Origin of the sequence: Pseudomonas sp. Irchel 3H7, from assembly GCF_900187605.1 — a bacterium.
Taxonomy (GTDB): domain Bacteria; phylum Pseudomonadota; class Gammaproteobacteria; order Pseudomonadales; family Pseudomonadaceae; genus Aquipseudomonas.
The window spans coordinates 440,713-454,996 of the sequence record NZ_FYEA01000002.1 but is presented as its reverse complement, the minus strand read 5'-3'; the positions used below and the strand labels follow the sequence as shown (position 1 = coordinate 454,996).

Here is a 14,284-nt window from a genome sequence, read left to right as displayed (position 1 = left end):
CCTGAAAGACACGCATGGAGGCTGCAGGTTTATGGAAGACATACCGACGCTGTACACCGAACGACTGATCCTGCGCCCATTGCAACTGGCCGATGCCGAAGCCGTGCAGCGCGAATTTCCGCATTGGGACGTGGTGCGTTATCTGAACGCGGCCGTGCCATGGCCGTATCCGGAGGACGGTGCCCTCGCCTATCTGCGCGACATTGCCTTGCCAGCGGTGGCGGCAGGCAAGGAGTGGCATTGGACGATTCGCCTCAAGGCCGCACCCGAACAGTTGATCGGCAATATCAGCCTGATGGATCAGGCGGACAACCATCGCGGCTTCTGGCTGGCGCCGGCGTGGCAAGGTCAGGGCTTGATGACTGAAGCCTGTGCGGTGGTGACCGATTACTGGTTCAACGCTCTGCAACGCCCGCTGATGCGCGTGCCGAAAGCAGCGCCGAACATCGGCTCACGCAGAATCTCGGAGCGCGCGGGAATGCGTTTGATTCGGACCGATGAAGACGATTTCGTCGCTGGGCGTTTCCCTCGGGAGCTTTGGGAGATCACCCGCGAAGAATGGTAGCAACGCCACTGATTTCCAAGACACACTACCGATCCATTGTAGGAGCTGCCGAAGGCTGCGATCTTTTGCTTTTGTTTTTTAAGATCAAGATCAAGATCAAAAGATCGCAGCCTTCGGCAGCTCCTACAGGGGTTACCAAGGCAGTGGGTTAGGTGTGGAAGCGCACCCCGGGTTTGGCGCGTTCATCTACTGACAGCTCAAACACATCCGGCCGCGCATAGTGGCCGACCACATCGTAGTCATAGCGCGCACGCACCAGTTCATCGGTGTCGATTTCAGCCGTGAGCAAGCCCGCCTCACCGCGCAACGGCCCCGCCAGCACGTCGCCCATCGGCCCGACAATCACGCTGCCGCCGGCAATCAAAGGTCGATCCGCCGGCCAGTTGGCAATCTCGACACCCAACGCCTGAGGCGATGCCTGCACCTGGCACGCACTGACCACAAAGCAGCGGCCTTCATGGGCGATGTGACGCATGCTGACCTGCCACATTTCACGCTCGTCCACGGTCGGTGCACACCACACTTCAATGCCTTTGGCGTACATCGCCGTGCGCAGCAGCGGCATCATGTTTTCCCAGCACACCACGGCGCCGAGCTTGCCCACCTGGGTGTCGAACACCGGCAAAGTCGAGCCGTCGCCCTTGCCCCAGATCAACCGTTCGGTGCCGGTTGGCATCAGTTTGCGGTGTTTGCCGACGAGGCCGTCCTGCGGGTCGAAATACAGCGCCGTGCAATACAGCGTGCTGCCAGAGCGTTCAATCACGCCGATCACCAGATTGGCCCCGGTGCGCGCCGACAGACCGGCCAGCGCTTGCGTCTCGGCCCCCGGCACATCGATCGCATTGGCAAAATAACGGGCGTAGGCTTCACGCCCCTCAGGCAGGCGATAACCCAATTGTGTGCCGAAACCCTCGCCTTTCGGATAACCGCCCAGCAGCGCTTCCGGCATCACTACCAGCGCCGCGCCGGATTCGCTGATCGCGCCTTCCCAACTCAAAATCTGTTCCAGAGTGGCAGCTTTGCCGTCGGGCAATGCGCCGATTTGCAGCGCGGCAACAATCGATTTGGCCATTACGGGGACTCCTTCAGGTTCAGTGGTTGCCGATTCTGCGGCGCCACGCGATCATGAATAAAGCCCAAATTGCTGCTTAATGATATGAGCCAAATGAATATCGCCACGGTCGACCTCAATCTGCTGAAAGTCTTTGAAGCCTTGCATGAAGAATCCAGCGCCAGCCGCGCGGCGTTGCGTCTGGGCGTCACGCAATCGGCCGTCAGCGCGGCGTTGCGCCGGTTGCGTGAGGTTTACGGCGATCAATTGTTCGTGCGCACCGGGCGTGGGCTGGCCCCGACGCTCAAAGCCAATCAATTGAAACCGGTGGTCAGCGACGCGCTGAACAAATGCCGACAAAGTCTGGCGATGGTCGACCCGACGGCCAATCTATACGATGGCCGCTCGGTCACGGTGGGGCTGTCGGACGACTTCGAGATTGCCTACGGCCGTCGCCTGATCGAGGAAATCGCCCGCATCGCACCGAAGCTGCGGGTAATCTTCCGACAGACGCATAGCCAGATCGTCGCCCGCGCGCTGATGGAACGCAGCATCGATCTGGCGATTACTGCCGGTGGCTTTGCCGAGCGCTTGCTCAGCCGTCAGGTATTGGGCGAAGGTGGATATGCGTGCCTGGTCGATCCGGCGAGCCTTGCGCCTGGTCAGCAACAGATTGATCTTGAGGCGTTCGTTGCCCGCGAGCACATTCTGGTGTCGTCCGGCGGGTTTATCGGGATTACCGATGAGGGGTTGGCGGCGCTGGGACTGAGCCGGCGAGTGTGCGCCTCGACCACACATTTCGCCGCGCTGCCGTATCTGCTCAAGGGCAGCCGGGCGGTGGCGACGATTCCGACGCATGCCGCCGAGAGCATCGCCGCACTCAGCGGTCTGGCGCTGCTGCCCTGCCCGCTGAAGTTGCCGCGTTATCCGATCGAACTGGGCTGGCGCACCAGCACGCAGATCGATCCGGTGGTGGTCAAAGTGCGTGAAGCGATTGCCACGACGTTCAGTTGAAGCGTTACTTGTTGGCGGCCATCAGGCGATTGACTTCACTGCGTACCATGTTGGCGAACTCCGGCGGCGACATGCCGTCCAGTTCCGCGCGGACCCACTCGGCCCATTTGCCTTTGCGCTTGCCGCGCTCGCCGAACAAACGCGCGGCTTCGCCTTTGGCTTTGCCCAGATTGTTCTGCCAGAGTTCGAACAGACGGGATTTCTCGTCTTCCAGCGCAGCGCGCTCTGCAAGGGATTTGTCGGCCAGATTGAAACTCATGGGGAATTATCCTGCTGCGTAAAATGGCGACATCTTACACGCTCGACGGAAATCTCCCGCGCAGGTTTTTATTTCTGACCTAAATTCAGTGCAACTTTTCAGCAAGCGCCACACTCCATTGATCACTGTCCATTCAACTGCAAGGAGTCACCCAATGGCCCGCAAATCCGCCGTGCAAGCCGCCGAAGACCAAATCAAGGATCAGGCCTTCAGCGAACTTCAGGCTCTGATTCAAGAGTCCGACAAACTGCTCAAGAGCAGCGCCTCACTGGTCGGCGAAGAAGCGGAAACGCTGCGCGGACAAATCGCCCTGAAACTGCAACAGGCGCTGGATTCCGTGTCGAGCGTGCGTGATCGCACCAAACCAGCGGTCGATGCCACCGAAAGCTACATCGGCGGGCACCCGTGGCAGACCGTGGCGATCTCCGCCGGTTTCGGCCTGGTGGTCGGCTTGCTGCTCGGCCGTCGCTGAGTCAAACGCGCACGAAAAAGGCGAACCCACTGGGTTCGCCTTTTTTATGCCTGCCGTTTTTTTTCTGTTCAGATCCTGAATTCAGCTCGGTATTCCACGTCGGCGTACCTCGACCATTCACCTCGTTCAGTCCCCTCTCCCCCCGGGAGAGGGCTAGGGTGAGGGGCCTTGGCTCTTTGCTCACTCCCCCGCCAGTTCGCGCAACTGCGCCAGCGTCTGCGCGTCCAGTACAATGCCCTCAGCCAACGACTTACTGCGTTGCCAATGCCGACGATCCCCCGGCAAACGCTTGAGCCCGACACTGTGCATCTGGCGCACCAGTTCGCCACTGCGTTCGGCAAAACCCTGCCCGGCGGCTTTGCTCGGGTCGATGACAATCAGCAACTGCCCGGTCCACGGCGTTTTCGCCCCGGGATGATTGGACCAGTCGAACTCGAAGGAAAAATTCCCCCCGGTCAGCGCTGCGGCCAGCAACTCGACCATCATCGACAGCGCCGAACCCTTATGACCACCGAACGGCAACAACGCCCCGCCCTCAAGAATCGCCTTGGGATCCTGAGTCGGCTGACCGAGGCTGTCCACGCCCATCCCGGCCGGCAGCCGCTCACCTTTGCGCGCAGCGATCTGCACGTCGCCATGGGCGATCGCGCTGGTGGCCAGGTCGAAGACAATCGGCGCGGCGCCGGCCCGTGGCGCGGCGAACGCAATCGGGTTGGTGCCGAACAGTGGCCGGTCGGCGCCATGGGGCACCACGCAGGTCATGCTGTTGACCACACTGAGCGCCACCAGACCTTCATCGGCGAAAGGTTCGACATCCGGCCACAGTGCGGCGAAGTGGTGAGAGTTGCGAATCGCCAACACGGCAATCCCGGCGTTTCGCGCCTTCTCCACCAGCAGCGGCCGGGCGGCAGCCAGTGCCGGTTGGGCGAAACCGTTGCCGGCATCGACACGGACAAATCCCGAGGCGACATCTTCGACGTGCGGCACCGCGTGCCCGTTGACCCAGCCGCTGGCCAACGTCGAGACATAACCGGGAATGCGAAACACGCCATGGCTGTGAGCGCCGTCGCGCTCGGCCCCGGCGCAGTTGGCGGCCAGCACTTGCGCGACGTCGGCGGAGGTGCCGTGGCGCAGGAAAATCGTTTCAAGCAGTTGCGTCAGCGCTTCGAGAGATAACGAGGACGCGACAGCAGAGGACACATGATCGTGTGGCGCAGACATCTGAAGCTCCAGAATGATTATTGGAGGGAACAACAGCGTACGGACGACTTGCTCGTCGATTAACCACGGCGGAGCTGTCGGCTGTCAACCCTTCGATCATTCGGGAGTGATTGACGCCCTTCCCTGCACATTTCAGCTCGGCACGTGCGGTAACTATGTACCGCCTGCGCGCTGAACTGCGTACCTATTCTTGAGCCCCCGCCCAAGGCGCCTGCATTCAGAGCTCAATGATGTCTAGCCCCACTGCACCTTTATTGTTCCCCGACATTCTTAAATCCCCAGGCCTGCATGAGGGCTTCCGTCTGGCCCACGGTCTGAACAGCAAAGATTTCTCTTGGCTCGCTCATGTGCAACTGGCAACCCATGCGCTGCGCAGCGAACAAACCCCGCCGATGCTGGCCGAACGCATTCTGTTAAACGCCGACAAGCAATTGGCTGTGCCGCTGGCCGGCAGTTTTATTCTCAGCGCCGGGCCGGATGACAAGGGCGTGTTTCTCTATACCCCCTACGATGGCCTGAAAAAATACAGCGATCACAAGGTGCTGACCGAAGCCTTGCAAGCGCGCCTCGACAACGCTGACGAAAAGGATGATCTGCTTGCCTTTCTCACCGTGTCGCTGCGCAAGGAATTGGTGGAGAAACGCAGCTTTACCCTGACCCGTGAAACGATCGAAGGCGATGTATTTGACGATCAAAAAGCCGCGATCAGCCAATCTCAGGAAACCTGCGGGCGCGACCAGCTGGATGAACTCAAACGCCTGCCTTCGCTGACCACCCTGCTGGAAAAGATTCTCGATGAACTGCTCGAACCTCACTTTGCCGGTTTGCAGCAGTCGCGCACCCGGGTCAGTTTTTTCGCTGACACCGCCCCACTCTCCGGGGATGTCAGGCAATGGGTCGATTCGCTATCGCTGAGTGAAGCGCTACTGCTGTACTTCCGCCGTCATGGCTGGCCGCGTGGTCAGACAGCTGAATTTTCCCATCCCGCCCGCGCAACCCGGCCTGCTGACCAGATCGCGTGGGCAGAAGCGATCAAATCCGCGGCGGGAAAACTGACCATGCTGTTGTTTCGGCAACTCGAGGCCTACTGGAATGCCGCCTCATTCGAGGGCTCGCCCAGACGCGCATTCTTCAGCCAGACACTGCAGGATCAGGTGCGTGCGGATTTGATGATCAAGCGCGAAACGGAAATCCTCTCTGCCGCTGAGTTCGACGCATTGCACTGCTTGATTCGGGAACCGAATGTCGCTTTCCAGCGACCCACCTTCGAAACCGTGTGCTTGCGCGAGGAGAGCACCTATGTCGAGTTGGCCGGCTCGCTGATGATCAACCATGACAAGGCCTATCTCTACACCCCCACGCAAGGCTTTCAGGTTCTGACCGACTACGCCGATCTGAAACAGACGTTGACCGCCAAACTCAATGCCGCCGGACATGAGGACGAGCTGTACGGCCTCATGAGTATGGAGGAGCGCAATCGCTATCTTGGTTTCACCAACGCCCAGGTGTCCGGTGAAAACATCGGCGGCGAGATCATTGCGACGCTGTTTGAGGCAATCCTCACCAAACAGCGCCAGAACGTTGAATACGTCTTGCAACTCTTTCGCCAAAGCGAGCGCACGACTGACATCCATGCGCTTTTCGACAAGGCGCTGGATGTCCGCGCACTGATTCACGAGCGTCTGCTCAAGCTTGACGTCAACGAACGCTGGAGCACCCGCCCGCTGTTTTCCAGCGCACCACCCTCCTCACTCGTGCAGGCCGACAAGGCTGGGCAATTGGCGACAAAGCTGGAACGCACCCTGGATAATCTCACCAGCCACTTCAAAAATCAGCCGATCACGAGCAGCACTGAACAACGCGCCTTTCTCGAAGATATTCGATGGAAACTGGCGCAGGCTTTCGAGGACGGCGTGCGTGGAGAGGCACAGATGAGAAACCTCAGCGGGTCCTGGCTGCCGGCCGAGCGAACACTAGTCGAAACCGTGTTCGACGCAAAACATGCAACACGCATGGATCGCCAGTCCCTCAATGGCTTCCGGCCGGATGCATGGTCGCTCACCCTCACCCGCACGGGCCAAAGTGAAGTGATGTCGCTCGCCCACTGCGTACTCCTGACCGAACGCGGAGGCATGGATGTCAAGCATTCCGGGCGTGCCATCCTGTGGACCCCCGCCATGGGCCTGGAATCGTTCGACGACATCGCCATTGCGCAAAAGCAAATGCAACGACGGCTCGACGACAACAACCAGAATCAGACGCTGCTGGAAAACCTGCCACCGAAGCAACGCCAACTCGATCAGCCATACACTCTGGGTACCTTCCAACTGATTGAAGGCGATGTGTTGAACGACCGCATGCAGTCGGCCATTGAACATTTCCTCGACCATTGCGAGCTATTACGCGCTTGCATCAAGGACAAGGACACACTCGCAAACTTCCTGAGTCAGATGAAAAATACCGTCATCGATACCAACTTGCGCCGGGCCATTGAACTCGCGCGGGCCATCGTCCGCCGGCTCGACTATCCAGACTGGTTACGCATGGCCCCGGTCACCGAACAACACACGCAACTCGCCCTGCTGGATGAACTGCGGCGCAGCTTTATCGATGGCAAGGATTTTCTCGAAGGCGTCCCTGCCTTAGCTACCTATGTCGAGCAGACGCTGAAGACCCTGCTCGACGCCAGATTCCCGAACAATGGACTCAAACCCCAGGAGATCCAGATCACACCGAATCTGACGCTGGCCGGCCCTGCGTGCAATCTTCTCGATTTTGCCTTGCATCACTACAACATCGTGCAGGGCACCGGGTTCAAGGTTGCCTCGAACACAGCCACCGCGTTACCGAAGCACCTCAATCAGACTGCCGTGCAGCAACTGCTGCAATCCCTCGATATCACCACCACCTACACGCAGAAAGTGACGCAAGCGCTGTCAGCTGACAGTGCCTCGGCACGCACCAGCAAAGCGCGCTTTTTACGTCAATTGCCCTGGCAGTTGATGCAGCACGCGCACTCGCTGAAGTTGCAGCAACAGCTGTCAGAAAGCGGCTACGACTACATTTGCCAGGTTCTGGACATGCCGGACGGGGTGGCGCGTGCCACAGTCAAGGACGCCCACGCCATTGTCTGCCCGCTGTTATTGAACAAAACCACGGGCGCCGCTTTTGTCGAGGCCCTCGGACTTTATGTGATCGGGCCGGGTGCAGGACAAACAGGTCCACGGGTGCTCTACGCGCCTTACTCCAAATACGTTTTTCGCGAATTCGATAATGAAGCGCAGTTGATTGATGCGTTGAATACACCGGGGCACTTCCAGGATCTGATCATTCGACGTTTGCCCTCAGCGCAACAGGCAGGCTTCAGGAATCTATTGAAAACAACGATCGGCAAACCGACTGAAATCAAGCTGCAAAGCACTGCCATTAACGGCAATCTACTGGAGCGATTGCACAAGGACACGCTCAGCCTGTTGCCGCAGTTGCTCAGTTGCCAGCCGCAGATCAATGCGCAATCCGACTGGGAAGCGGCGAAGTTTCTATTCAGCCACGGTGTCCGTCTGGTCCCCCATCTGTTGCCGGGGAAACTCGCTTCTTTGTTTTTTCTCTGGAAGAGTTACAAGGACTTCAAAGAGTCTGCCGAAGACCTGCAGGAGCACCATTGGGCGAACGCCCTGAAAAGCTTCATTGCAGGAGCGATCTCCCTGTTCAGTCTGGGTCGTTTATCCTGGGAAACAGAGGTGGAAGAGGAAACAGCCGAATTTGCCACTGAAACGCAGGCGCCTGGATCGACGGCTGCCGCAAGCGGCGCGACGACAACGGTAAAAGCCGCCGCTCGCTGGGCAAAAGTCGCACCCGTTACGGCCTCTCGCATTAATCTGCAACGCTTTGAAACCACCACCGCTCTCGAGAAGCTGAAGCTTGAGGACAATAAACTTGTTTATAGGGATTCGTCGACGGCACAAAAATATGCGGCGATTGCCGGCAAGGTCTATCCGGTGATCCAGTCTGAAAAAACCTGGTATTTGCAGGTAAAGGACGGCGGGCAAGGGCCGGCGCTTGAACAGAAGAACTCGAGACTTGTAATTGCCGGCGCCGACAAGTCGGCTCGTCGTTGCCGGTCCAAACAACGCAACAGCGTGCAAACCGACATCGAGCGCAGCCGCTCAATAATGATGCACATCCAGGCCAAAGGGATGGCACAAATCAACCGCCGCTATCCCGCCAGAGCCTTCGTGATTCAGCAAGCTGTCGGTCGGGCGAGAGACTATGCGCTGAATTGCCTGCACAACTTCGTCATAAATCGCGACAACCTGGGTGGCACTCGAGTTGAAACATTACTCAAACACTTTTTCGAAGTTTCGCAAATCACACCCAGGCTACTCAGAAAAATCGAACAGGTGATCATTCCCCTTTGCCGTGAGTTAACTGATCCAAAAGATGACTTGCTCTATACGGAACGCTTTTTCGCGGGCCTGAATGCGCGGTATGGCGACGATACGGTTGCATTTGTTTTCAAGGAAGACAAACGAAAGGTCGTCCACTTCACCGAACTCTTTTTTAATCCGGGGCTGCATGCCTACACCGCTTTTCTGCCGCCCAGGTTCAATATTGACTCTCATGCTCGCGCGATCACGCTGATCCATGAACTTTCGCATTTAGTCTGCGACAGCGACGATTTCGAATCCGTAGAGGCGATGGGGCCATTTCCCCAACTTATCGATACATCAACCGCAAACGGACTACGTCTCAAAGCTGATATTGATCGGCTGCGTAAGTCCTTTTCCCGCTCCACCCCATTTTCGCAGTTGTTCGCAGAGAAGAGTACGAAGGGTGTGTGGGTGGGTCTGGATCAGTTGCCGGAGCGCGCTAATGAGTACAAAAAAATTCTCAGTCTGACAAAAACCCAAAACCTCGCAGATGCACGTAAAGCCTTTCGCAGTGCGGTTTCTGATGAAGCACGCGTTGATGTGATGCTGGCCAACGCCGACTCGATCGCGTTGCTCATCAGCGAAATGGGCCGGGAACTGGACCCGCTTCCGGTCCCCATACCTTTACCGGCGCCAACTTCAAGTCAGACAGGATCCTCATCTGCTTCGCCTTGACGACTGGAACAAAAAAATACGCCGGCTAGAAGCCGGCGCATTTTCACACGTTGCATTCGGGTTGGTTAATCCTTCTGATCACGCAACACATTGCCCGACGCCCCGTCGATACGGAACTCGTAGACAACGCCATCAGCTTTGCGCCCCTCGCCTTTCCAGTAGCCGTTGTTGTCGGCCTCGATCTCATAGACCTCGACATAACCGGCCTTGGTCTTGACGATCTCGATGGCTTTTTCGATGGTGATCCAGCCAGCGCCCGGCCGATCGGCCAACGCTGCGCCAGCGCTGAGCAAACTGGCGGTGGCAATCAACGCTGCGATTGTCTTTTTGATCATTTTTTCACTCCATTTGTGGATAGTGTTCATTAGCGTCCTGCTTTTTGGGTGCCGGAGCGAAAAATAAGTTCCACTTTGATGGGTAAATGCCATGACGGATGTTCTCGGTCACTTCCCGACAAGGTTAGAATGTGCGAAATCAGGACGAGTCAATGACCCAAGACACCCTCTCGGAAGCCGAATACGATGCGATCACTGATGCCGCCGCGCATTGGTGCATGCGTGTGCACGCCGCCGACTGCACAGACGGCGAGCGTCTCGCATTCAAGCAATGGCACGACGCACATCCACTGCATGCCTTCGAATATGAAGCCATGCTGGAAATCTGGGACGTGGCTGAACACTTGCCTCGCCCGGAATCGGCGTCATTCGTGCCAGCGCCTCGACCTTCGCGCGCATGGCGTCAATTCGCTGTTGCCGCCGGTGTCTGTGCACTCGCCCTGCCACTGGCCGCTTACACTGGCTGGAACCTGGGCTGGCTGCCCGACAGCTATGAACATTTCGCCGCCACCGATAATGTCCGGCAGGTCACGCTGAGTGATGGCAGCCAGATCGAACTGAACCTGAACACCGACCTGACCTTCAGCAATTACAAGGACGAACGCCGGGTCACCCTGAAAAAAGGTGAAGCGTTCTTTACGGTCAGTCACGACATGGCCCACCCGTTTGTCGTCCGCGCAGGCGAAGGCAAGATTCGAGTCACGGGAACACGGTTCAACGTCTGGATGTATCAGGATCAAGTGCGCGTGAACCTGATCGAAGGTTCGGTGCTGGTCACCAGCAATCGTTCATTACCGGGCGATGGCTTGCGCCTTGGCCCGTCGATGCAGGCACGTTACAAACAAGGCGACTACATGCCACAGATCAGCCAGACCTACGCCAGCGACACGTCACTGGCGTGGCGCAATGGCAAACTGGTGCTGGATAACCTGGCGTTGAGCGAAGCACTGCCACTGATCAACCGTTATCTGAGCAATCCACTCGAACTGGCTGATAACAGCACCGGTTCGATTCGCGTGGGTGGCATCTACAACATCAAAGAGCTGAACAACCTCGCCAACAGCCTGCCCAAGGTGCTGCCGGTCTACCTGAGCCGTAACAAGGAAGGTAACCCGGTGATCAACTCGATACCGCAACAGCCGCCAAAAAGCTGAAGGCCGCCCCCCTTGCAGGATGCGGCCTTCAGGCTCGATGCAATGAACGCTTGTACTTATTGAGCGGCGACTTTCCCCACCTTGTCCAACGTCGCGCGAACAGTCTGCAGCTGATACTGCGGATCAGCCTGAATCTGCTGTTCGGTGAACGGCAGCACACTCCACTGCTTCTTCGAGAACGCCTCGGTCTGATCCCGCGAATACTTCGATGCCGGATCGCTGGACAGCGAGAACGCCAGTAGCCCTTGGGCGTGCGGGCCTTTGTCGTCAAAGGTCACGACTTGCAGGTAGCTGGTGCCACTGACCACTTCGAGTTTGCCGTCCTCACGAGGCACGCTCTGGATGGCGTTGTAGATCCCGAGAGCAGCCGGCCCGCCGTGAATCGGCGTCTGTTGCCCGCCACTGCTGACCACCTGGATATCACCCCAGCGGGTTTGCGGCGTGAGGCCCATTTTTGTACTCGATTCGACCGACGCCAACATGGCCGCACGCAACGCCTTGGCCACCGCTGGCTGCTCGACTGCCAGGCCACGCGGAGTGTGTTGCGCATCCTTGGGATCGAACGCCACGCGCCAGACATCCGGCGAAGCCTGCAATGCCTGCATGATGTTCTGGAAGTGCACCAGGCCCACGCCCGAATCAAGATTGGCGCGGCCATCCCAGGCCTTGAGGCTGACGCAAACCGGTTTGAGAGCCTGAGCGTCGGCGCCGAGGTCAGCGGCACAGAACTTCAACAGATCCGGCACCACCTGCGTTGCCAGATACACCTGGTCGTCCATCACCATTTGCTGCAGATCCTTCACCGCCAACGGCCCTTTCTTGCTCAGTGTGCTCAAACGCTCCAGAGCAAACCGGGCGCGCAAGCCCAGCGGCTGGCCATCCTGACTGATCAACGGCGAGAATCCGGTGAGCGGCTGCGCCGGGTTGGCCAGCCATGCCGAGTCATTGGAGTGCTGGACAAAGTCCTTGCGCAGCAGTTGCGGCAGTTGGCTGGAGGCATAAATGCCTTTCTGCGCCGCTTGCGGGTCGATGTCCCACGCGCAGGCACTGTTGGAGCCGTCCAGCACGATCATTTGTGTGCCGATACGCGGGTCGCTGCACTTGGCCAGTTTCTCGGCGTTGACGTTCGGCACCACCGACAGGTTCATGTACAGCGTCTGGCCTTTGTCATCGACGGCCAGGGTGTTGACCCACGGAATCCCCTGAATCTTGTGCACCGAATCCTGCAGTTCTTGCAGCGTCTTCGCCTGATTCATCGTGTACCACTGGTTCAACACCCGATCATTGTCGAGGTTGGCGTCGCGCAGGCTATAAGCGAACTGATTGTCCCAGTCGAGCTTGCCCGGCCATTGCACAATCGGCCCGAATTGCGAGCTGTAGACATCACGCGAGACCGGAACCACCTGCCCGTCGGCCTGTTTCACCTGCACGGTGACGGTCTGCTTGTTCAACGGCAGGGATTTGCCATCGAGCAGATAGCGTGTGGAATCCTTCGGATCGAGTTGCAAACGATACAAGGTGAAGTGTTTCGACGAATCGACCGTGTGCGTCCAGGCCAGGTGCTGATTGAAACCGATATTGATCATCGGCAGGCCCGGCAATGCTGCGCCCATGACGTCGAGTTTGCCGGGAATGGTCAGGTGCATCTGATAGAAGCGCATGCCGCCGACCCAAGGAAAGTGCGGGTTAGCCAGCAACATCCCGCGGCCATTGACCGAGCGTTCACTGCCCACTGCGACGGCGTTACTGCCACGGTCCAGGGCGAAGCGCTGCTGACGTGCGTCAGCAAACTGATAGGCCTGCACGTTTTGTTCGATTGCGGCGCTCGCATGCGGCGGTGTAGCACCGGCCAGGGCCTCGGCGAACTGGCCGACACCGCCCTCGACCAACAGACGGCGGGTCAGCTTCACCAGATCTTCCGGTGCAATCTCTCGCACCCACTCACCCTGACACTGTTGCGGCAAGCCTTGCGGACGGCGCTCGGCCAGATAACGGTTGTAGCCGGCGGCATAGCCCTCGACCAGATCACGCACCTGCGCAGGTTGCGCCTGCCAGAAAGCCTTGACTGCTTCAGGCGTATTGAGCCAGGTAAAAAACACGTCGCTGACGCGGTTTTCGCGTTGCTCGACGGTGAACTGATCCGGACCGAAGTAACGGGAACGCTGGCCATTGACCGTCACGATCTCGTTGGCCAGCAGGCAAAGATTGTCCTGGGCATAGGCATAGCCAATGCCAAAACCCAGCCCGCGCTCGTCTTGCGCGCGGATATGCGGCACGCCAAAAGCAGTGCGGCGAATATCGGCGCTGACGTCCGTGGCCGGGCTGAACGCATGGGCCGAACCACTCAAGCCAAAAACCACGCCGGCCAAGGTCAGTCCGGTTAACTGTCTGGAAATTATCACGCTCGCTCCTGATCGACATGCCAAAGAGCGGATCTGACGCTGACGCGGACCCGCCCTGGAAACACCCACGCGTCCACGCGCAATGAGCCTGTCGAAGAAACGAAGCCGAAGAAAAAAATTTAGGCTCGCCGCGTAATCCCCGAAAGCACAATCAAAAGCCCCTCACCCTAGCCCTCCCGAAACGTCGGACCGCCCAGAGGGAGAGGGAACTGACCGAGGTGATTGGTAGAGGTACGCCGACATGAAATACCGAGCCGCACTCAAATTCGCAAGCAAATCAAAAGCCCCACCCACCCCGCTTCTCACCACTCAACAGGATGAGCGTTAGCTCGGCTGCAGCTCTTGATCTTGCCGTGCTGGCCCCTTCGGCAGGCTGAGTGGAGGGATTTATCCGGGGGTGGGAGCGCAGCGACCGTTCGACGAAGTCGAACACATCGAGAGGAGGTGCAGCGAAGCAAACCGTAGGCGATGCCCCCGGATAGATCCCGCAACGAAGGCACCCGAGCCACGGCGAGGGCCGAACGCCGGGGCCCAGACCTTTGGTTCCTTTGGGGCGTTTGCCAAAGGGACTCGCTGTAAGAGCGAAACCGCCAGCCGCAACACCCAAAACATCGGATATTCACCCAAAACCCCAAGAGCATGGTCGGCCCAAAGGCCGCCAAGCCCAAAGCGATCTCAAGCCAGAATCACAAGAAAAAGACAAACC

General features: G+C 58.5%; 10 protein-coding genes. 5 read left to right on the top strand and 5 right to left on the bottom strand.

What is annotated here, in order from left to right; translation table 11 throughout:
* The first annotated feature begins 31 nt into the window (after nt 1-31).
* Nucleotides 32-565, top strand: coding sequence for a GNAT family N-acetyltransferase (locus CKW38_RS05425; RefSeq protein ID WP_095112095.1), 534 nt, complete (start codon nt 32-34; stop codon nt 563-565).
* A gap of 148 nt (nt 566-713) precedes the next feature.
* Here CKW38_RS05425 and CKW38_RS05420 read toward each other — a convergent pair whose 3' ends face one another.
* On the bottom strand, nt 714-1,637 hold the full coding sequence (locus CKW38_RS05420; RefSeq protein WP_095112094.1) for a carbon-nitrogen hydrolase family protein: 924 nt from the start codon (nt 1,635-1,637) through the stop codon (nt 714-716).
* Nucleotides 1,638-1,721: 84 nt separating this feature from the next.
* Between CKW38_RS05420 and CKW38_RS05415 the strand changes: the two genes are divergently transcribed.
* Entirely contained in the window at nt 1,722-2,630 is a 909-nt protein-coding gene (locus CKW38_RS05415) for a LysR family transcriptional regulator (RefSeq protein ID WP_095112093.1), read from the top strand.
* Between the two features lie 4 nt (nt 2,631-2,634).
* On the opposite strand, the gene CKW38_RS05410 is transcribed toward CKW38_RS05415, so the two are convergent.
* On the bottom strand, nt 2,635-2,889 hold the full coding sequence (locus CKW38_RS05410) for a hypothetical protein (protein ID WP_007917411.1): 255 nt from the start codon (nt 2,887-2,889) through the stop codon (nt 2,635-2,637).
* 154 nt (nt 2,890-3,043) lie between these two features.
* Here CKW38_RS05410 and CKW38_RS05405 point away from each other — a divergent pair, with 154 nt between their 5' ends.
* A complete protein-coding gene (locus tag CKW38_RS05405) occupies nt 3,044-3,361 on the top strand; it encodes a YqjD family protein (protein WP_007917413.1) in 318 nt (105 codons plus the stop codon).
* Between the two features lie 180 nt (nt 3,362-3,541).
* On the opposite strand, the gene CKW38_RS05400 is transcribed toward CKW38_RS05405, so the two are convergent.
* Complete coding sequence (locus CKW38_RS05400) at nt 3,542-4,582, bottom strand: Ldh family oxidoreductase (RefSeq protein ID WP_095112092.1); 1,041 nt, start codon at nt 4,580-4,582, stop codon at nt 3,542-3,544.
* A gap of 230 nt (nt 4,583-4,812) precedes the next feature.
* Here CKW38_RS05400 and CKW38_RS05395 point away from each other — a divergent pair, with 230 nt between their 5' ends.
* On the top strand, nt 4,813-9,687 hold the full coding sequence (locus CKW38_RS05395) for a dermonecrotic toxin domain-containing protein (RefSeq protein ID WP_095112091.1): 4,875 nt from the start codon (nt 4,813-4,815) through the stop codon (nt 9,685-9,687).
* Nucleotides 9,688-9,752: 65 nt separating this feature from the next.
* On the opposite strand, the gene CKW38_RS05390 is transcribed toward CKW38_RS05395, so the two are convergent.
* Complete coding sequence (locus CKW38_RS05390) at nt 9,753-10,022, bottom strand: PepSY domain-containing protein (RefSeq protein ID WP_042705002.1); 270 nt, start codon at nt 10,020-10,022, stop codon at nt 9,753-9,755.
* A gap of 152 nt (nt 10,023-10,174) precedes the next feature.
* On the opposite strand from CKW38_RS05390, the gene CKW38_RS05385 reads away from it, so the two are divergent.
* Nucleotides 10,175-11,176: a FecR family protein gene (locus CKW38_RS05385; protein WP_095112090.1), complete on the top strand. Its 1,002-nt coding sequence runs from the start codon at nt 10,175-10,177 to the stop codon at nt 11,174-11,176.
* Between the two features lie 56 nt (nt 11,177-11,232).
* Here the strand turns inward: CKW38_RS05385 and CKW38_RS05380 are convergent, their stop codons facing one another.
* Nucleotides 11,233-13,578, bottom strand: coding sequence for an acylase (locus CKW38_RS05380; RefSeq protein WP_095112089.1), 2,346 nt, complete (start codon nt 13,576-13,578; stop codon nt 11,233-11,235).
* Between the last annotated feature and the right edge of the window lie 706 nt (nt 13,579-14,284).

Excerpts from the sequence above, each read along its gene's own strand:
- CKW38_RS05405 (WP_007917413.1), top strand. The coding sequence starts at position 3,044 with ATGGCCCGCAAATCCGCCGTGCAAGCCGCCGAAGACCAAATCAAGGAT.
- CKW38_RS05415 (WP_095112093.1), top strand. The coding sequence starts at position 1,722 with ATGAGCCAAATGAATATCGCCACGGTCGACCTCAATCTGCTGAAAGTC.
- CKW38_RS05390 (WP_042705002.1), bottom strand. The coding sequence starts at position 10,022 with ATGATCAAAAAGACAATCGCAGCGTTGATTGCCACCGCCAGTTTGCTC.
- CKW38_RS05395 (WP_095112091.1), top strand. The coding sequence starts at position 4,813 with ATGTCTAGCCCCACTGCACCTTTATTGTTCCCCGACATTCTTAAATCC.
- CKW38_RS05385 (WP_095112090.1), top strand. The coding sequence starts at position 10,175 with ATGACCCAAGACACCCTCTCGGAAGCCGAATACGATGCGATCACTGAT.
- CKW38_RS05420 (WP_095112094.1), bottom strand. The coding sequence starts at position 1,637 with ATGGCCAAATCGATTGTTGCCGCGCTGCAAATCGGCGCATTGCCCGAC.
- CKW38_RS05425 (WP_095112095.1), top strand. The coding sequence starts at position 32 with ATGGAAGACATACCGACGCTGTACACCGAACGACTGATCCTGCGCCCA.
- CKW38_RS05410 (WP_007917411.1), bottom strand. The coding sequence starts at position 2,889 with ATGAGTTTCAATCTGGCCGACAAATCCCTTGCAGAGCGCGCTGCGCTG.
- CKW38_RS05400 (WP_095112092.1), bottom strand. The coding sequence starts at position 4,582 with ATGTCTGCGCCACACGATCATGTGTCCTCTGCTGTCGCGTCCTCGTTA.